General features: G+C 66.4%; 16 protein-coding genes. 8 read left to right on the top strand and 8 right to left on the bottom strand.

Annotated features, from left to right (window positions below; genetic code table 11):
• Nucleotide 1 precedes the first annotated feature (1 nt).
• The 3 genes from E1263_RS00305 to qcrB form a co-directional block, all read right to left on the bottom strand.
• The gene (locus E1263_RS00305) at nt 2–1,429 is read right to left on the bottom strand and encodes a family 43 glycosylhydrolase (RefSeq protein WP_132164021.1); all 1,428 of its coding nucleotides are present in this window, start codon (nt 1,427–1,429) and stop codon (nt 2–4) included.
• A gap of 11 nt (nt 1,430–1,440) precedes the next feature.
• Nucleotides 1,441–2,775, bottom strand: a complete 1,335-nt coding sequence (locus tag E1263_RS00300; RefSeq protein ID WP_132164019.1) for a glycoside hydrolase family 43 protein — start codon at nt 2,773–2,775, stop codon at nt 1,441–1,443.
• 82 nt (nt 2,776–2,857) lie between these two features.
• Entirely contained in the window at nt 2,858–4,411 is a 1,554-nt protein-coding gene (qcrB, locus tag E1263_RS00295) for a cytochrome bc1 complex cytochrome b subunit (RefSeq protein WP_132164017.1), read from the bottom strand.
• 143 nt (nt 4,412–4,554) lie between these two features.
• Here qcrB and E1263_RS00290 point away from each other — a divergent pair, with 143 nt between their 5' ends.
• Nucleotides 4,555–5,130, top strand: coding sequence for a sigma-70 family RNA polymerase sigma factor (locus tag E1263_RS00290; protein WP_238161006.1), 576 nt, complete (start codon nt 4,555–4,557; stop codon nt 5,128–5,130).
• Entirely contained in the window at nt 5,111–5,842 is a 732-nt protein-coding gene (locus E1263_RS00285; protein ID WP_132164015.1) for an anti-sigma factor, read from the top strand. Before E1263_RS00290 ends, E1263_RS00285 begins: the two co-directional genes overlap by 20 nt.
• A gap of 4 nt (nt 5,843–5,846) precedes the next feature.
• On the opposite strand, the gene E1263_RS00280 is transcribed toward E1263_RS00285, so the two are convergent.
• From E1263_RS00280 to E1263_RS00265, 4 genes are all read right to left on the bottom strand, one after another.
• The gene (locus E1263_RS00280) at nt 5,847–7,181 is read right to left on the bottom strand and encodes a TIGR01777 family oxidoreductase (protein ID WP_132164013.1); all 1,335 of its coding nucleotides are present in this window, start codon (nt 7,179–7,181) and stop codon (nt 5,847–5,849) included.
• 37 nt (nt 7,182–7,218) lie between these two features.
• Entirely contained in the window at nt 7,219–7,911 is a 693-nt protein-coding gene (locus E1263_RS00275; RefSeq protein WP_165956404.1) for a class F sortase, read from the bottom strand.
• Nucleotides 7,908–8,735 carry a DUF4397 domain-containing protein gene (locus E1263_RS00270; RefSeq protein WP_132164009.1) on the bottom strand — a complete coding sequence of 276 codons (828 nt, stop codon included), beginning with the start codon at nt 8,733–8,735 and terminating at the stop codon, nt 7,908–7,910. Before E1263_RS00270 ends, E1263_RS00275 begins: the two co-directional genes overlap by 4 nt.
• A gap of 139 nt (nt 8,736–8,874) precedes the next feature.
• Nucleotides 8,875–9,636, bottom strand: coding sequence for an SDR family oxidoreductase (locus E1263_RS00265; RefSeq protein ID WP_132164007.1), 762 nt, complete (start codon nt 9,634–9,636; stop codon nt 8,875–8,877).
• 162 nt (nt 9,637–9,798) lie between these two features.
• Between E1263_RS00265 and E1263_RS00260 the strand changes: the two genes are divergently transcribed.
• From E1263_RS00260 to E1263_RS00240, 5 genes are all read left to right on the top strand, one after another.
• Nucleotides 9,799–10,641: a helix-turn-helix transcriptional regulator gene (locus E1263_RS00260; RefSeq protein ID WP_132164005.1), complete on the top strand. Its 843-nt coding sequence runs from the start codon at nt 9,799–9,801 to the stop codon at nt 10,639–10,641.
• A 127-nt stretch (nt 10,642–10,768) separates the two neighbouring features.
• Entirely contained in the window at nt 10,769–11,452 is a 684-nt protein-coding gene (locus E1263_RS00255) for a response regulator transcription factor (protein ID WP_132164003.1), read from the top strand.
• Nucleotides 11,449–12,771 carry a sensor histidine kinase gene (locus E1263_RS00250; protein WP_132164001.1) on the top strand — a complete coding sequence of 441 codons (1,323 nt, stop codon included), beginning with the start codon at nt 11,449–11,451 and terminating at the stop codon, nt 12,769–12,771. The genes E1263_RS00255 and E1263_RS00250 overlap by 4 nt, the downstream gene beginning before the upstream one ends.
• Before the next feature lie 111 nt (nt 12,772–12,882).
• A complete protein-coding gene (locus E1263_RS00245; protein ID WP_132163999.1) occupies nt 12,883–13,374 on the top strand; it encodes an SgcJ/EcaC family oxidoreductase in 492 nt (163 codons plus the stop codon).
• 83 nt (nt 13,375–13,457) lie between these two features.
• Nucleotides 13,458–14,999, top strand: a complete 1,542-nt coding sequence (locus tag E1263_RS00240; protein WP_132163997.1) for a hypothetical protein — start codon at nt 13,458–13,460, stop codon at nt 14,997–14,999.
• Here the strand turns inward: E1263_RS00240 and E1263_RS00235 are convergent, their stop codons facing one another.
• On the bottom strand, nt 15,000–16,751 hold the full coding sequence (locus tag E1263_RS00235) for a transglycosylase domain-containing protein (protein ID WP_132163995.1): 1,752 nt from the start codon (nt 16,749–16,751) through the stop codon (nt 15,000–15,002).
• 1,068 nt (nt 16,752–17,819) lie between these two features.
• Between E1263_RS00235 and E1263_RS00230 the strand changes: the two genes are divergently transcribed.
• Nucleotides 17,820–18,329: a hypothetical protein gene (locus E1263_RS00230; protein ID WP_132163993.1), complete on the top strand. Its 510-nt coding sequence runs from the start codon at nt 17,820–17,822 to the stop codon at nt 18,327–18,329.
• The last annotated feature ends 24 nt before the right edge of the window (nt 18,330–18,353 follow it).

The following is an 18,353-nucleotide window of genomic DNA, read 5'->3' as shown; positions in this document are numbered from 1 at the left end:
CTCATTCCAGTACGAACGTGGCGTCGGCACGGGCCTGGGCATCGGCCGGGGTTTGCAGATACATCAAGCCGTTCGTATGGCGCAGGTAGCGGCCAGGGAAGTTCAGGGACTCGTAGGACAGGGCCGAGTTGGCCGCGAGGCCGGGACGCTGGGTGAAGCTGGCGTCGTTGTGGAAGAGGGCGGTGCCGTCGTTGCGTTGGACCCAGAGTTCGTTGTCGCGGTGGCGCAGGTAGTAGCCGGGGAAGTTGGTTGACTCGAACGAGACTGCGCCGGAGCCGGCCAGACCGGGTACCACCTTGAACTGCGAGTCGGCCAACGGAGCCACATTCGCTTCAAGCCTTGCGCGGAACTCCCAGTGCCGCACGAAGCTATCCGAGTTGTACGACTTGAGCCGGACGGGCGTCGGGCCGTCGGCGACCGGGATGCCGAAGTCCGGTGTGCCGTCGGCCTTGTAGTAGACCTTTTGCACGCGGGTACGGCGATTCGGGTCGTTCAGCGGGTCGCCGTTGATATCGCGGTAGTTGCGGTCGTGGTAGACCATGACGTCGCTTCGGCCGTCCTCGGAGACGGTGAACGAGTTGTGGCCTGGGCCGTACTGGCTGGTGGCGTCATTGCTGGCGAAGACCGGGTCGGGGCTCTTGGTCCACGACGCCGCGTTGAGCGGGTCCGCCGTGGCCGACGCGGTCAGCATGCCGAGGCAGTAGTTCGCATCGGTCGCGCTGGCCGAGTATGTCAGGAAGAGTCTTCCGTTGCGCTGAAGGACAGTCGGCCCCTCCGCGACCTTGTGACCGCGGGTCTCCCAGGCCAGCGTCGGCACCGTCAACCTGGTCACCGCGCCGGTGATCGTCCACGGCGTTGCACCCATGCGAGCGACGTACAGGTTGGAGCCGGTGGAGATGCCCGGCTCCTGCTGGGCCCAGGTCAGGTATCGCACGCCGTTGGTGACGAACGTCGAGGCGTCCAAGGAGAAGGTGTCCCATGGTGTCGTGATGCGGCCGCGTTCGGTCCAGGAGCCGGTCACCGGGTTGGCGCTCGAGCTCTCCAGCACGTACATCCGGATCCGCCAGATGTCGTCGCGGCGGCCCGCTGTGAAGTAGACGTACCACTTGCCGTTGATGAAATGGATCTCCGGTGCCCAGATGTGGGCGCCCATCTCACCGCTGGCGTGCTTGCGCCAGATCACTGTCTCCGCCGCGGTGGCCAGGCCTTGGATCGTGGTCGCGCGCCGCAGGATGATTCGGTCGTACTCCGGCACGGTAGCGGTGAAGTAGTAGTAGCCGTCGGTGTGCTTGAAGATGTGCGGGTCGGCACGCCGCTCTGCGATCGGGTTGGTGTTCCGCACGGCCGGCGTGGCGATTGCCTGCGACGCGGGTAGACCGGCAACACAGGCGGCGGTGGCCAGTACGAGGACGAGCAGACGACGGATCATCGACTGTCCCTTCAGGCTAGCGGCGCGGAAAGGGTGAACGACGCGTCACGGATGAACGCCGCGTCGGTGGTGCGCCAGTCGACACGCACCTCGTAGTTGTAGTGCCGCAGGTACCGGCCGGGATGGGAGTAGGACTCGAACGAGGTGCTGCCACCACCAGCCAGACCGGCGCGGCCGCAGAACGTGGCGTCGCGGGCGAACACCGAATCACCAGGGTTCGTATCCAGCCGGACGCGGAAGTCGTAGTGCCGCAGGTAGCGATCAGGGAAGTTCACCGACCGGAACGAGTAGCAGTTGCTGTTCGCCAGCCCAGGCACGATTGTGAAAGTCGCGTCCTGCCGAGTCGTGAGGCTGCTCGAAGAACTGACCGGCTCGACGTACGCCAGGTTGTCGCGGTGCCGGACGTAGCGATCGGGATCGCTGACCGAGCGCAAAGACCGGTTCCCAGCCGGTACGGCGGTGCTGTCGCCGGAGTCCTCACGCAACACGGTGAAGTGCCGCGCCACTCCGGATAGCCCCGGGAGCTCGACCTTTCCGCCGAAGGAGTTCAGGTTCGAGCTGTCGGCGTAGAAGTACCGCTTCTGGCCGTACTGATCGAAGTAGATCCGCCAGCGGCCATCAGGCAGCCGGACCACGGCGGGCCCCTCCAACCCGGCACCCCAGCCAGCCCAGTTGCCCGTGGCAACGAAGGTCCAGGGCCCGTTCAGCGAAGTGGCGGTGGCGTGCTCGATGTACTTCGTCGTCTCGTTCTTGAGGAAGTTGTGGTACGTGTTGCCGGACTTGACCACGAAGCTGTCGATGAAATTCGCAGCGATGCCGAGAGCGACCGGGCTGGTCCACGCCGACAGGTCCGAGTTCGTCGCGGTGATCCGGTACGGCCGGAACTGTCCCGCCGTACCGGCTGTGGACGCGGAGAAGATCACATGCACACTGCCGTCGGAGTCCTTGAACCATTCCGGCGCCCAGGTGCTGCCGGTGGCGCCGTTGAGGCCGACCCGGACGTTGCGCAGGAACGTCCAGTTGACGTAGTCGGCACTGCGGGCGAAGCCGATCGTGTCGCCGGTCCAGTTCGTCGTGTAGACGATGTAGTAGTAGCCGTCGGTGTGCCTGATGACGCTGGGATCGCGAATGAGGCCCGACGGTGGGGTGTAGGCATTCGCTCGGACCTGGGTGAAGTTTGTCGCGTTCGCCGAGTCATAGACGTACATGTTCGACTCACTGCTGTTGGTGAACGCTGTCATCAGATAGTGCGTCGCTGGACCGGCCGCCCAGGCGGCCGATGGAACAAGGACGGCACTTGCCAACGAGGCAAGAACGGCTGCAAGGGCGGTCAGCAACGAGCGCATCAACGGAATCCTTACGTGGGGCGGCGCAGGAAAGTTAGCGCTAACAGTTTGTGGTACGAACGGCTTTCCGGCAATGGCCCGACTACGCTTTCCCGTCCTCGTCGGTGAAGTAGAAGCGGGAGAGGGCGGCGCGCAGTCGGGCTCGGCGGGGGTGTGGAGCCGGTACGCCGTTGCTGTCGGTTGCGGGCGGCAGTTCGAGGACGGTGGTGCGTTCGCGGGCTGACAGCGTGTAGGCCTCGTACGGCGAGAGCGGGACGTGGCTCTCGGAGTAGCCGCCGTCCGGGGATCTGGTGATGATGCCGCTCTCGATGCCGTGCAGCAGTCGCTCGGCGTCCTTGCGTTGCAGGGAGAGTGCGATGCGTTTGGTGATCCAGAAGGCGAGGACGGGACCGACGATGACGAGCACGCGGCAGACCCAGGTGATGGTGTTGATGGACGAATGGAACTGGGTGGCGATCAGGTCGTTGCCGCTGTTCAGCCACAGCACGCCGTAGAAGGTGACCAGGCCGGCGCCGATGCCGGTTCTGGTCGGGACATTGCGCGGCCGGTCGAGCAGGTGATGCTCCCGTTTGTCGCCGGTGACCCAGGCCTCGATAAAGGGGTAGAGGGCAACGAATCCGATGAACAGCGGCGGGATCATCAGTGCAGGCAGGAAGATGTTCCAGCTGATCGTGATGCCCCAGAAACTTGATTCCAGGCCAGGCATCAACCGTACGGCGCCGTCCAGCCAGCCCATGTACCAGTCGGGCTGGGAGCCCGCGGTCACCTCGGCCGGGTTGTACGGCCCGTAGAGCCACACCGGGTTGATCTGCAGCAGTGCACCCATCAGCGCGGTGATGCCGAACACGACGAAGAAGAAGCCACCGGCCTTGGCCATGTAGACCGGCATCAGGGGGTAGCCGACGACGTTCTTCTCGGTCCGGCCAGGACCAGGAAACTGGGTGTGCTTGTGATAGACGACCAGGAACAGATGCACGGTGATCAGCGCGAGCAGGATGCCAGGGATCAGGAGCACATGGACCGTGTAGAACCGGGAGACGAAGTCGTCACCGGGGAACTCGCCACCGAAGATGAAGAAGCTCAGGTACGTACCGACAATCGGCGAGGCGAGGACGAGACCTTCGGTGATGCGCAGACCCGTGCCCGAAAGCAGGTCGTCGGGCAGCCCGTAGCCGATGAAGCCCTCGACGACGCCGAGGAACAACATCACTATCCCGATCAGCCAGTTCAGCTCGCGCGGTTTGCGGAACGCGCCGGTGAAGAAGATCCGGAGCAGGTGGATGCTCATGGCGGCGATGAACAGGACCGCCGCCCAGTGATGCATCTGCCGCATCAGCAGACCACCCCGTACGTCGAACGAGATGTTCAGCGCGGATTCGTAGGCCTCGGACATGTGCAGACCCTTGAGCAGGCTGTACGAGCCCTGGTACTCGACCTCGGCCATCGAGGGTCTGAACCACAGCGTCAGGAAGATGCCGGTCAGGATCAGGATGATGAAGCTGTAGAGCGCGATCTCGCCGAGCATGAACGACCAGTGGTCGGGGAAGACCTTGCGCAGGTTCTTCTTGCCGACCTTGCCGATCCCGGTGCGGTCGTCGAGCCAGCGCACCGCGCCGGGGAACTCCTGCTTCGCCATCGGTCCTCCGCTGCATCGCCAGGCCCTTGCACAGCGAACTTCCGCCGCTACCGGCCGGCTGGATGCATCCAGCGACCCACTTTCGGCCGAAGACCACCCACAGGCCGGAAGGAGAACCGTTGGGATTCGCTAGAGTGTGCGCCGTGACCAGCAGGGAGGCCGACACCCCAACGCCGGCCGAGATCGCGAAGGCCTTCGCGGAGGGGCGTCCGGACAGCCTGTCCGACGCCTATCAGCGCTGGTCGACGATGATCTTCACGCTGGCGCTGCGAGCACTCGGTAACCGTGCGGACGCCGAAGACGTCACCCAGCAGGTCTTCGTCTCCGCTTGGCGCGGCCGGGCGAACTTCGATCCGGACAGCGGTCAGCTCGGCGCCTGGCTGACCGGGATCACTCGGCACCGGATCGCCGACCGGCTGACCGCCCGCAGCCGCGAACTGCGCAACTCCGAGGCGGCGGCCAAACTGGCCGAAGAACGGCCGGCCTCGGTCGTGGACGACCGCACCGTCGACCGAGTGGTGATCGCCGACGAACTGGCGCGGCTCGGCGACCCCCGCCGAACCATCCTGAGGCTGGCCTTCTACGAAGACCTTACGCATCCGCAGATCGCGGAACAGCTGGATCTGCCGCTGGGAACCGTCAAGAGCCACATCCGCCGTGGCCTCTTGCACCTGCGGGGCCAACTGAAGGAGGTGACTGGTGACGACACATCTCGATGACGAACTCCTCGCCCAATGGGCGATGGGCGAGGGCGGCCCGGACGAGTCCGGCACCGCTCACCTTGCGTCCTGCGACCGCTGCACGACCACACTGGCCGAACTGCAGTTGATGCTGGGCGAGATGCACGATCTGCCGCAGCTGGAAACTCCTCCGGCCGAGCTGTGGGCCCGGATCACCGACGAGCTGAGCCTGGACCCGGAGGACGCCGAGGACGCACCCGTCGCCCCGGTGACACGACTGCCCGAGGAGCGCCGTACGGCGGCTTCGCGACGTTTCCGTGGTCGGACGCTGGCGGTCGCCGCGACCGTTGCCGCGCTGCTCGGTGCGGGCGTCGGAGTCGGCGGCACCGCGCTGCTGCGCGACGATGAGAAGGCCCCGCCGGTCGAGGTCGCCATCAAACTCGACCCACTCGAAGGCAAAGCCGGAGCCGGTACGGCGGACCTCGTGCAAGCCACCTCTGGCGGCCAACTGAAGGTCACCGCCTCCGGCCTGTCCGCGAACCAGGGTTTCTACGAGGTCTGGATGATCAACACCGACGGCAAGCGGATGGTCTCGCTCGGTGTGCTCAACCCGAGCAGCGGCGGCACGTTCCAGATCCCCGGCCAGATCATCGCTCAGGGCTACCGCATCATCGACATCTCGCTCGAGCCCGACGACGGCAACCCTGAGCACTCCCACGACAGCATCATCCGGGGCACTCTTCCCGCTTAGTTGCCTAGCTTTTGCGGCCCAGCAGATGGCGTAGAGCTGGTTCGAGGGCGCTGTAGCGGAAGATGTGCCCGAGCTCGGTCAGCCGAGCGGGGACGACTCGTTGAGAGGCCTCGGCAAGCTCACGGGCGCCTTCGGCTCCGAGGAGCAGCTGCGGCCCGAATGACGGCACCGGGACGAGGGCAGGTCGATGCAGTACGCGTGCCAACGTGGCGGCGTACTCGCGGTTGCGGACCGCCTCCGGAGCAACCGCGTTCACCGGTCCGGAAAGCTCGGAGTCGTACAGGGCTCGGTGATAGATATCGAGCAGATCGTCAATACCGATCCACGCTTGCCACTGGTCACCTGATCCCAGCCGGCCGCCGAGACCCGCGGCGAACAAGGGATATTGCACCTTCAGGACCCCGCCGGCCGGCGTCTGCACCAGACCCGTTCGGACGCGGACGACGCGCAGGCCGCCTTCACGAGCCGGCTCGCTGGCCTGCTCCCAGTCCTCGACCAAACCAGCAAGGAATCCTTCGCCCCGCGAGCTTTGTTCGGTCAGGATCTCGTCGCCGCGATCGGCGCCGTAGTAGCCGATGGCCGAAGCGCTGACGAAGACCGACGGACCGCCCTCGGTTGTGGCCGCAAGCTCAGCCAGGGCTCGGGTCGGACCGATGCGTGAGTCGCGCAGACCGCGCTTGTGGGCGGGCGTGAATCGGCCCGCGATCGATGCGCCCGCCAGGTGAATGACCGCGTCGACGCCGGTCAACAGCGAGCGATCGGGCTGCGCCGGGTCCCACTGGCGTTCACCGGGATTCGCGGGAGGTCGTCGTACCAGCTTGATGACGGTGTGGCCGACCGTGGTCAGCAACGCCGCCAGCGCCGTACCGATCGTGCCGTTTGAGCCGGTGATCGCGATGGTCAGCGGACGCATCCCGGCGTCGACCGCTCGTTGACGTGCGGCGAGGTCGTCGGCCAGTTGCCGATGCCGGTACTCAAGCATCGAGCGCAGCAGGAAACCGGGAACGTTGCTGTCGATCTCGTCCGAGATCCTGGTGGACTGCTCGCCTTCTGCCGTGAAGCTGTGTGTGTGCCGCCATTTCACGACGTGCCGCATGAGCGGGCTGTCGAGCTCGTCGACGAACTGCTTCGGCACCTCGGCCGAGCTGTGCCGGGCGATCCAGTCGAACCCCAGCGGAAACCCCAGTACGGCGACGCCGCCGGACAGGTCATCGGCTTCCTGCTTGATGGTGACCGGCATCCATGGCGGCGTCAGGCGCACGACCGCGCCCGGCCGCTCGTGCCAGGCATAAACCTCGGCCCGCGGTGCTGCGACGACACTCGAGTGTTTCAGACCCATGAACATCAACCTTCCCTGACAGAGCATCGAAATGCCTTCACGGCATGGGATCGGCAGTCACGACCAGGTTGTCACGGTATCCCCCGTTGCCGGCGTCGTAGGGCCCGCCGCACGTGACGACCTGCAGGCGCCTAGGCCCCGCGCGGTCGAAAAGGTAGCCGACGGCAAGCTTCTTCTTCGGGATGTCGCGGACCTCCACGACCCGGTAGCGGACGACCGGACCGGCGGTACTGCGCACCTCCACCACGTCGCCGCGCCGCACCTTCCGCAGGCGCACGAGTGGACCGGCCCCGAACTCACGACTGTCGACATGACCGCCCAGGACCACCGAGCCGACCCGATCTCCTGGGCCTGACCCATACCGATACCACCCGATCGTCCGAGGATCCGGCGGCAACGCCATCTGGCCGTCCTCGGCAACGCCCGTCGCAGCGATCGGCAGGTCGAGCCCAACAGCCGGTACGACGAGCCTGGCCGGCGTCGGCGATTGCGCCGCCACCGACGGCAGTTCCGCCGGTCGAGCCGTGATCGACGGCGAAACGGGCGCTGCACCCGCGGGGCGAGGTGTGGGGGACACGTTCGCCTGGCTGGTGGGTGCAGCAGCCCGATCACCTCCAGCCCCTGTCCCCGTATCGGTGCCGGCGGCTGTGCATCCAGCTGACACCACGACAAGGCCGAAGCTCAGTGCGGCCGACGCCAGGACGACCGCACGACGGGGAGAGTTGGTCACGACCGAGCAGGAACCCGGGCCAGGCGAAGGGTGCCGAAGCCGACAACTCCGATCGCCGCGAGTACCGCGAGTCCCCAGGCCCAAACCGGGACAGAATCGTTCTGGGCTGCCTGACCGCCAGTACCACCAGGGACTCCGGACGGGTTGTGGTGCAGCCCGCTCAGCGTCTGAACCGCCAGCTTCAGGTTCTTGTCACCGGCACTCCCCCACGCATAGACGATCGTGTTGGTCCCCTCTTTCACGTTCACGTCGGCCGGGCCGATCGCGACCGTCTTGGTGCCCGCCAGGACCACATCGGCCTTCACCGTCCCAGCCGGCAGATCCGCCTTGGCCTCCTTGGGATTGGCCAGTCCCTTGAAGACCGGCGTCCCACCGGCGCGGATATCGACCGCAGGTGCCGCCGCGTCATGCCGGACGGTCAACCGGCCCTTGCCTGCGGCAACCTTCGAGACATCGTTCACGTACGGCGTCAGCACCGGCGTACCGGAGGCGTTCAGGTGTGCCACGACGGTGATGTTCGCGCCGCCGGGAACCTTGACGTCATCGGCCTCGATCACCGCCTTGCCCTTGGCACCCGCCCCGGCAGCCGTCACCTTCAGGTCGTAGCTGCCCTCCGGAAGCTTGACCGGGTCGGTGAGCGTGCCCGGCTTGAAGTTGCTCAGTAGCACCTTGCCGTTGGCATAAACGTCAACGGTTGCTCCCGGTACGGCGTGCAGCACGGAAACAGTCGCCGTTGCCGCCGGCCGGGCCTGGGCAGTTGCGGCCGGAACTCCCACCAGCAACAGACCGGCAGCCGTGAGAGCGGTGGCGCGTCGAACAGCCATGGTTCCTCCTCGATTCGGGCTTTGGTCACACTTCCGTCCGACCACGGCGTCCGGATGCACCTGGCTGAGCCCGGCTGTTTCGCTGAACGTTCGAGTGGACCCACTGGCGGTCGGCCGGTGGGTCCACGTCGAGGTTGCGTCAGTTGGCCTGGCCGGTCGGCATGACGGTGATCTGCTGCATGTTGACCCGGCGCGGGAGCGACGCGATGAAGCCGACGGTCGCGGCGATGTCGCCCGGGGTCAGCCACTCGAGTTGGGTCTTCGCACCCTCCAGCCAGTCGGAGATGCCGGCGTTGGTGACGTGGCTCTGGAGTTCGGTGGTGGTGAAGCCGGGTTCGATGGCTGCCACGCGGACGTTCTTCGGGCCCAGGTCGGCGCGCATCTGCTTGGACAGCTGGGTGACGTACGCCTTGGTGGCGCAGTAGACCGCGAAGTTGGGGTAGGGGTTCTGGGCGCCGATCGACGAGGTGTTGATCAGGTCGGCCACGCCACGTTCGCGGCCGGCCTGGACCAACTGCGGGACGAAGGCGCCGATGACGTTCATCAGGCCGGTGATGTTGAGGTCGATCTGCTGTTGCCACTGGTCGGTGGCGAGCTCGTCGATCGGCGCCGGCAGCATCACGCCCGCGTTGTTGAAGAGCAGGTCGGCAGCACCGAACGCGGCCGCCACCTGACCAGCAGCCTCCCGTACGGCGGCAACATCCGTCACGTCCGCGGCGATAGCGAGCGCCGTACCGCCGTCTTTCTCGATCAGGGCGACCAGGTCGCTCAACCGGTCGGCGCGCCGGGCGAGTACGGCGACGCTGGCGCCGAGGCCGGCCAGATGCTCGGCGGTGGCTTCGCCGATACCGCTGGAGGCACCGGTGATGACTGCGACGCGGCCGGTGAGGGGCTTGGACATGGAAACACCTTTCGGAGCAGGTAGTCGCGGCGTTCGTGCCGCATCTCCAGAACACCAGTCCCGAGCGCCGTTTCGAGGCCCCGAACAAGGCCTGCCGAGGCAGGTACCGGCAGGGCTACCCAGAGCGGCGTACCGGTTCGTTCGATGACCGACACTGGACACATGGACCGCAGTGCCGAGCTCTCCGACTTCCTGCGCACTCGCCGCGCCCGAGTCAGCCCTGACCAGGCGGGGATCCCTGAGGACGGCCGCGCTCGCCGGGTGCCCGGACTGCGCCGTGACGAGGTCAGTCGGCTGGCCGGGGTGAGCACGGAGTACTACACCAGGCTCGAGCAGGGCCGCGCCGGATCGCCGTCACCGGAGGTCGTCGAAGCGCTCTGCCAAGCGCTGCGCCTCGACCTGGCAGAGCGCGAGCACCTCACCGATCTATTGGCCAGACCCACACCGGTACGGCGTGCTCCAGCCACCCCGCAGCGGGTCCGCCTGGGGCTGTATCTGCTGCTCCAGACGCTGGAGCACGTTCCCGCGTTCATCCTGGGCCGCCGTACTGATGTGCTGGCTGCCAACCGCCTCGCCCGAGCCGTGGTTACCGACTTCGAGGCGCTCCCGGTCCCCCAGCGAAACCTCGCTCGCTATTACCTGCTCAATCCGGAAGCCCGGGAGCGAGTCGCCGACTGGGAGCAGATCGCAGCCGAGACCGTCGCCATGCTCCGGATGGACGCCGGCCGGCACCCTAACGATCGCCGGTTGTCCGACCTCCTCGGCGAGCTGACCCTGCGCTCACCTGAGTTCCCTGGCTGGTGGAAAGAACACCATGTGCTGCTGCGCACCCATGGCGCCAAGCGCTACCACCACCCGGAGGTCGGCGAACTCCAGTTCTCCTACGAAGCACTGCATCTCCCCGATGACCCCGACCAGATGCTGTGCGTCTACAACGTCGAGCCTGGCTCCGCCACCGCCGAGGCCCTCCGGCTGCTGAACAGTTGGAGCCTGAGCGGACGATGACCGGCGGACCACACACCCAGTCGCGGTCGCGGTTCTTGTCATAACGTTGACCTGCTCTTGGCACAATCCGGGCATCTCGCTGAGGTCGCGCCCTTAGGATGAAACTCCAGACCAGGAAAGGATCCTGATGCGGGTGTTGTTGGTCGAGGACGATCCGTCGATCGCCGGCGCGCTGTGCGAGGGACTGCCGCGGTACGGGTTCTCCGTCGACCATGTGACGACCGGCGCCGCCGCGCTGGAGCGGTTCGACGGGTCCGAGCTGGTGCTGCTCGATCTCGGACTGCCTGATGCCGACGGCATCGATATCTGCCGACGGATCCGGACCACCAGCGACGTACCGCTGATTATCATCACCGCCCGCTCGGACGAGATCGAGCGGGTCGTGGGTCTCGAGCTGGGCGCGGACGACTATGTGTCGAAGCCTTTCGGGCTCCGCGAGCTCGTGGCGCGGATGCGTGCGGTGACACGACGGGGCGTGCCGCGGTCCGCGGAGAGCGAGGCCGTGGCGGAGCCGGTGGGGCAGCGACTCGGGCCGTTGCGGATCGATCGCGCCGCCCGCCGTGCGTTCGTCGCCGACGCGGAGGTCACGCTGACGCCGAAGGAGTTCGATCTGCTCAGCCTGCTCGCCGAGTCACCCGGCGTGGTGCTCACCCGTGAGCAGCTGATTGCGAGCGTCTGGGACAGCAACTGGTTCGGCTCAACGCGGACGCTGGATGTCCATGTCGGTGCGCTGCGCAAGAAGCTCGTCGCGGCGGTCGAGATCAGTACCGTCCGAGGTGTCGGGTTCAGGCTCGAGCCGGCCGGCCGATGAAACTCCGGCTCGTCGCGAGTTACGTCGCACTCGTTGCGGTTGCCCTCGCTCTGTTCACGATCCCGGTGGCCCTCAGCTCGTCGGCGATCCTGCATTCGACCCTCGAGCAGACCGCCCAGCGCGAAGCCCAGCTGTTCGCACCGCTGGTGGTTCGCGACGACGCGGCCGCAGCCCAGGCGGTCACCGATCGGACGCGTGACTTCGAGAGTGCCACCGGCTCCCGGGTCCGCCTGATCACCAGCACCGCAGGAATCGAGGACACCCAGGTTCTGGCGGCCCTCCGCGGCGCGAACCCGGCACCGGTCTGGGGCCGGCATCCGCTTCTGCAGGCCGAAGCAGTGAGCGTCGTCCTACCGGTCAGAGAGGCCGGCCGTACGACGGCAGTCGTGCAGATCGTTTCGCCGGCCGCCGAGGTCAACGTGCAGATCGCCCAGATCTGGCGGTTCCGTCTATTCGTCGGCGCCGCGGTTTTGTTGACGGCATCTGCTGTCGCAGTCGTCATTGCAACCACCCTCGCCAGACCGTTGCACCGCCTTGACGCGGTCGCCCGCCGCATCGGCGACGGTGACTACTCGGCCCGCGCATCGACCAAGGGCCCGCCGGAAATCACCAGGCTCGCTCGCACGCTCAACGACAGCGCCCGTCAGACGGATGCGCTGCTCAGCTCCCAGCGATCCTTCGTCGCCGACGCGTCGCACCAGCTCCGGACACCGTTGGCAGCAATGCAATTGACGCTCGACAACGTCCGCGACACCACCGATGACCCGGCCTTGAGCCGACGGCTCGAGACCGTCGACGCAGAGATCCACCGGATGAGCCGGATGGTCGAGGGACTGCTCGCATTGGCCCGAGCCGAGTCGACCACAGCGTCCCCGCGCCCGATCGACCTGTCCGCACTGGTCGACCTGCGCGTCTCGACCTGGTCGGTGGCACTCGCCGAACGAAACGTCGCCCTGGTTCTGGACATCGAACGGCCGTGCTGGATCACCGCCACTCCAGGTGCCCTTGAGCAAATCCTCGACAACGTTCTCAGCAACGCGCTGGCGGTGTCGCCTGCTGGAAGCCGGGTGACAGTCCACGTACGTCGTACCGGTCCTGCCGTTGAGCTGGTGATCAGCGACCAGGGCCCAGGGATGACCGCAGCGCAACGAGCCCGTGCCTTCGACCGATTCTGGCGAGCCGGCCCGCCCGGCACCGGCACCGGCCTGGGCCTGTCCATCGTGAAACAACTGATCGAGCACGACGGTGGCCACGCCGATCTCGCGCCGGCCCCCGGCGGCGGTCTCGCCGTTCACCTCAACCTACGTGCAGTTTCTTGACCAAGAACTACCCGTACGACGACCTTCCGCTGACCTGTCGTTGCTGTCGGCAACTGCAGTCTTGAAGGTGTCCCGGTGGACTTCCCACCGGCCGCCTGACAAGGAGTCGTCATGAGATCGCCCCTCAGCACTCGCAGCGCCGTAACCGCCGTCCTCGCCACCGCGGCCCTGGTCGCAGCCACCGGTTGCAGCTCCACCGATGCCCGGCCGACCGAGCAGGAAATCACCGGCCTGTTCGATCAGTGGAACTCCGCCCTGGCCACCGGCAACGCCACCACCGTGGCCGACCTGTACGCCGCCGACGGCATCCTGCTCCCGACCCTCAGCCCCGTCATCCGCTCCAACCGTGAGCAGATCACCCAGTACTTCAGCCAGGACTTCCTCCCGAAGCACCCCCAAGGAACCATCACCGAGTCGCACGTCCGCATCCTCGATGACCGCAACGCCACCCGGAGCGGCAACTACCGCTTCGCCCTGACCGCCAAGGACGGCACCCGCAGTACCGTCGACGCCCGCTTCACCTACGTCTACGAGAAGATCGACGGCCGCTGGCTGATCGTCGAGCACCACTCCTCCGCCGCGCCGGCCCCCGCAAAGGTCTGACGACAGGGATTGCACCAGGGTCGAATCATCAACCATCTCCGGCCCATCGACGTCAGCCCAGGTAACTTTCACTGGAGGATGACATGCGGAGATGGTGGATCGCGGCCACGACGGCCGGGCTGCTGCTGGGCGTGGGCGGCTCGGCGTCGGCCCAGCAGCCAACGCTGGAGCGGGCGGCGCAGTACCAGTTGACCGTGCAGGTCATCGGGCCGGACGGCAAGCCGGCCAAGGAGGCCGAGCTCTGGCTGGCGCCGATCGACTCGACCGGCGACCCGGAGAGCTTCACCGTCAAGAACGGCCGGATCAGCATCCAGCGGCCGAAGGGCAACTATCTGCTGGACACTCAGCTGGTCACGAAATCCGGCGACGTCTACAAACTCCTGCAACCGAGCCTGAAGATCAGCAGTGCAACAACGGTCCTCGCCGACACCCGGGTGGCCCGCCAGATCGCGACCCGGGTCCCGCGCAGCACGGCCCGCGAGGTCGTCCTCGACGTCAGCTACCTGGCGTCGTACGACGACACCGGTGTCGGGAACACCGCGAACACCGAGCGGGGCAAGCGATTGTTCACCGCCCAGGTGGGACCGACCCCCGCCGGGATGACGATCAACACCCAGGTCAGCTCGCACTGGGCGGTCCCCGGGCCGAAACACGACTTCGCCGATACGCCGTACATGTACAACCTGCGCCGGAAGATCCCCGGCCGCTTCCCGACCGGGTACGAGCGGACCGTCCGCGACGCCGAGCTGACCAAGGTGGTCTCCCAGCACACCAGGGTCTCTGACCGGCCCTTGCTGAAGACCATCGGGACGGGTGACACCAAAGGCGGCGGGGCGTTCGCCGAGTTCCGGTTCCGCGGTGCGGGCACGGTGACGCAGTACATGGACCCTGCGGGCTGGGACACCAGCCTCTCCGAGTACGACGGGAAGCGCGCCGCCGAGCTCAGCACGTTCGAGCGGCCCGCCGCCGAGGGCCGACGCTGGAACGCTGCGCCCTTCTACCCGAGCTGGCGCGGATTCGGCCGCGCCGTTCGGCAAGCTGACCGGATGGAGCTCGATCTGATGCCCGCCACCGACCAGGACGGTAATCCAGGCTCCTCACCACTCGACACCGAGTCGATGAAGCTCTACCGCGACGGCCGCCTGGCCCAATCCTCCGACTTCCTCGGGATGCAGGTATTCGATCTGCCCGCTAAAGCCGCCAACTACCGGCTGACGGCTGACTACTCCCGGCCGAGCTGGTCGCCGCTGTCCTCCCGCGCCTCGGTCGCCTGGACCTTCCGGTCGCAAGCGAACGCCGCTGAGACCGCACTCCCCCTGTACACCGTCCGCTTCCGTCCCGCGGTCAACGCTGCCAACCTGGTACGACGGACGCCGGTCACCGTGCTGCCATTCCAGGCCGACGCACAGGACGGCGTACCGGCACCTGAATCCGCGCAGCTCCAGTATTCCGGTGACAACGGCAAGTCGTGGCGTCGCGCGGCTGTCGTCCGCCGTCCGAACGGCACCTTCGTCGCGGTCTTCCCGACCCCGAAGAGCACTTACGTCTCACTTCGCGCCCAGCTCACCGGTACGACGGGCAGCACGGTCGACCAGACGCTCATTCAGGCCTACCGCCTGAAATAGCTAGCGCAAGGCGGGGACGGCCAAGCCGCCGAGATACCTGAACCAGGTCAGCGTTGGCCCTTCTTTCGTATTATCGAGGGGCAGCGCTGACTCACCTTGTTTGCCGGCTCGGTAGACGATGGCGGTCGACAGGTCTGAGCTATAGCCGACGTGCCAGGAGGCAAGTGGCTGGAGGCCCTTGTTGGCGCGGCAGCGGCACTTCAGGTTGGCCTTGCGTTTCTCGATGCTGAGGCCATTGACCGTTGTCGCCTTGCTGCCGCCCACGAGTTTGGCGGTCAGAATCGCAGCCGCGGCCGGGTAGACCTGCGCCGGCTCGAGGCCCTTCTGCGTCGCCGCCGACCACAGCAGCTTGCCGTGCGCGTCACGCACCTCCTTGATCACGTGCGGCGTCACCTTGCGGCCGTCCGCGGCAAAGACGCCGTACGCCGATGCCAGGTCGAGCGGGGATGCCAACGCGTCCGGGCCCAGCCCGGGAGCCTGTCGATCCGTCGGCGGGATCCGCGGGATGCCGGCGGCCTCGGCTGCTGCGGCGATCAGCGGGCCGCGCTTGGAGTCGACGAGCTGGAAGAACGCCCTGTTCAGCGATCCTTCCGAGGAGGGAACCTCGAAGGCGCCACTGCGATCGGCGAGACCGGCCGGGATCGCGAACGGACGAAGGAGCGCGCCTGGCGGTGCCTTGGTGGTGGCCCAGTTCAGTTGGCTCTTCAGGAAGTCGGCACCGCCCACGACCGCCGCAACCTCGCCAGTGGCTGGGCGCACCGAAGCCAGCCCGATCTGCAAGCCCCGGATCGGCACGTCGCGCACGGCCGCGACTGCCTTTGCCTGCAACTGGTGGTCGAACGTGGTGACCACGCGCAATCCACCACCACTGAGCCGATCACCCTCGAACCCGTACTTCGCCAGTTCGCGGCGCGTCATCTCGAGCAGGAAGCCGGATGGACCGGCGTACCGATTGCTCTTGGGCTTCTTGTGCAGGACCGGCAAAGCCTTCCGGTACTGCGCTGACTGGGCCGGTGTAATGGTCCCCATCTCGGCCATGCCGTTGACCACATATTGGTAGCGGCCGAGGATTCGCTCGGCCGCAGCGGGGTCGTCGGAATCGAACCGCGTCGGGTTGTTAAGCACGGTCGCCAAATACGCCGCCTGCGGAACCGTCAGGTCCTTCGGGTGATCGACCCCGAAATACACCTGACCGGCCGCGCGGACGCCGTACGCGCCTTCACCGAAGTAGATCGTGTTCAGGTAGTTGCCGAGGACCCATTCCTTGTCGCGGGTCCGGCTGATCTTCGTGGCGATGAACAGTTCGTCGAGCTTGCGGGACATCGTGCGTTCCTGGTTGAGGTACATGACCTTCACGTACTGCTGCGTGATCGTCGAGCCGCCCTGCAACTGCTTGCCGCGCGCAATCGCGAACGCCGCGCGGCCCATGCCGGGGAACGAGACACCGGGGTTCGTCCAGAAACTGCGGTCCTCGGCGGCGATCACCGCGTCCTGCACGTGTTTGGGGATCTGTGCCAACGGCACCGACTTGCGGTTCTGCTGAAAGAACGAGCCGACCTGGGTCTTGCCGTCGGCGTAGGTCACGACCGTCGTGTTCGCCTCGAACTTCTCGTTCGCATCCGGTACGCCGGTCCGGGCATAGCCGACGAAGAACGCCACTACCGCGCCGATCACCACCACGAAGAAGGAACCGAGCAGCCAGCCGGCGATGCGTCGGAACCATCGGCGGGTGCGGGTTGCTGGGCGACGCATCGAAACCTCCGGGGTGGGGCGAACACCGACGTACTGTAGGACGCGCGGAGGGCCGATCCGGACTACGTGAAACGCTGATCTCGTCCGGAAGTTGGAGGGGTTCGTCCTTCCGGACGAGATTGCTTTCGGGGGTTGGGTGAACGCGCACTCCGATGCGTCCGGGCCCGTCGGCTTGTGGCTGGTCGCCGCTGCGGCCGATTTACAGTGAGAGTTTGGCTGGGCCCGGCGCGTGGCTGAGGGGGATGGCGAGGCCGGCGATCGCGTTCCCGCCGATTGAGGTACTCGCTATGGTTACGGCCGGTAGCTCCGAGGCCTGGAAAGTGACCCTCCGCGGTGGTAAAAAGCGCTGGCAAGGCAGTGCGGGGTCCTGCAGTGCCCGGCTGACCCCGGCAACCCTCACTACACGTGAATTTTTCGGCGCATAGAGGCTGTAGCGAAATGGGGCTCGACTTGGGCACGGTGGGGAGAACCGCGCACAAATTGGCCGATTTTGGTGCCCAAGTGGAGGGGACCACGATTAGGCGGCGAGGTCGCAACTCTCTGACCAGGGCGTATTCGATGGCTCTGGCACCTCAGGGATGAACATCGTTTTCATCTCCCATTTTGCGACAGCCTCATAGACCCGAAAAAGTCCCGCGTAGCGCGAAACGGCAGGCGGATACGCCGATAGAACTCCCCAGCGCCCGACCTGTCAGGCATCCGGCCGCGCTGGGGAGCAAAACTGACCCGAAATGACAGGTAAAACTCCCCAACCCCGCACTCCAGCCCCCGAGGTCGCTGGGTGGATTGTTTTGTGCAAATGGCGCACAGGAGTTTCCACTCAGCGCCGCTTTTCCACCCCAGCCATAGCGAGCACCTCAAGCAACGGACACGCGATCGCCGACCTCGCCAGTACCTCAACCACGCGCCGGGCCCAGCCAAGCTCTTTATGTAACGCGGCCGCCGCGGCGAGCAACCACAAGCAACGTGTCCGGCTTGTCCGGTGCGGCGAGCAACCGGCACCGCCGTACCGGACGCGCCGATTGTTGCGATAGGCCCCTTTCCGGCGCGACGGCGCTACCCTCGACCGTGGCGATTTTCAGATCTCTTCCGAAGCTGACCATTCTCGGGGCCGCGCTACTGGCTGCGGTTGTTGTTGCTGCATGCAACTCCAGTACGCCGACTGTCGCACCGACAACGACACCGAGTGTTCCGGCGAAGGTTGGGGCGGAGGTGACGCTGGCACCTGTCGTCAAGGGACGGGTGATGACGCTGAAGGTGACCGTCGCCGGCACGATCGTCGTACCGCTGGGGGCTGACGACCAGCAGCCGCTACCTGTGGGGACGGGGTTCGTCGACCTCAGTCTGGGTTCGGATTACAGCTTCGGTGACGGGTCCGAGCCGGGTGGCGCTGACGGTGGTGGCGTGACTTGTCAGGGCGCGAAGAAGCAGCACACCGGCACGCAGACGTACGAGCCGGCCGACCCGCACACCTACGCCAAGGCCGGCACCTACACGTTCACCTACAAGATCGACTTCTGCGGCGGCGGCAAGGGCGAGTTCAGCGTCACCAAGACCGCGAAGATCGTCATCGCGTAGGCGGCCGGCCGAGCACCGGTACGA

Source organism: Kribbella antibiotica (assembly GCF_004349055.1).
In the GTDB taxonomy this organism is placed as follows: Bacteria; Actinomycetota; Actinomycetes; order Propionibacteriales; family Kribbellaceae; genus Kribbella; species Kribbella antibiotica.
Note: the sequence above shows the minus strand (reverse complement) of the source record. Positions and strands in the feature narration are given on the sequence as shown.

What these genes read in the sequence shown, in the direction of transcription:
- E1263_RS00305 (WP_132164021.1), bottom strand. Translation starts at nt 1,429, where the DNA reads ATGATCCGTCGTCTGCTCGTCCTCGTACTGGCCACCGCCGCCTGTGTT.
- E1263_RS00300 (WP_132164019.1), bottom strand. Translation starts at nt 2,775, where the DNA reads ATGCGCTCGTTGCTGACCGCCCTTGCAGCCGTTCTTGCCTCGTTGGCA.
- qcrB (WP_132164017.1), bottom strand. Translation starts at nt 4,411, where the DNA reads ATGGCGAAGCAGGAGTTCCCCGGCGCGGTGCGCTGGCTCGACGACCGC.
- E1263_RS00280 (WP_132164013.1), bottom strand. Translation starts at nt 7,181, where the DNA reads ATGGGTCTGAAACACTCGAGTGTCGTCGCAGCACCGCGGGCCGAGGTT.
- E1263_RS00270 (WP_132164009.1), bottom strand. Translation starts at nt 8,735, where the DNA reads ATGGCTGTTCGACGCGCCACCGCTCTCACGGCTGCCGGTCTGTTGCTG.
- E1263_RS00265 (WP_132164007.1), bottom strand. Translation starts at nt 9,636, where the DNA reads ATGTCCAAGCCCCTCACCGGCCGCGTCGCAGTCATCACCGGTGCCTCC.
- E1263_RS00260 (WP_132164005.1), top strand. Translation starts at nt 9,799, where the DNA reads ATGGACCGCAGTGCCGAGCTCTCCGACTTCCTGCGCACTCGCCGCGCC.
- E1263_RS00255 (WP_132164003.1), top strand. Translation starts at nt 10,769, where the DNA reads ATGCGGGTGTTGTTGGTCGAGGACGATCCGTCGATCGCCGGCGCGCTG.
- E1263_RS00250 (WP_132164001.1), top strand. Translation starts at nt 11,449, where the DNA reads ATGAAACTCCGGCTCGTCGCGAGTTACGTCGCACTCGTTGCGGTTGCC.
- E1263_RS00245 (WP_132163999.1), top strand. Translation starts at nt 12,883, where the DNA reads ATGAGATCGCCCCTCAGCACTCGCAGCGCCGTAACCGCCGTCCTCGCC.
- E1263_RS00240 (WP_132163997.1), top strand. Translation starts at nt 13,458, where the DNA reads ATGCGGAGATGGTGGATCGCGGCCACGACGGCCGGGCTGCTGCTGGGC.
- E1263_RS00235 (WP_132163995.1), bottom strand. Translation starts at nt 16,751, where the DNA reads ATGCGTCGCCCAGCAACCCGCACCCGCCGATGGTTCCGACGCATCGCC.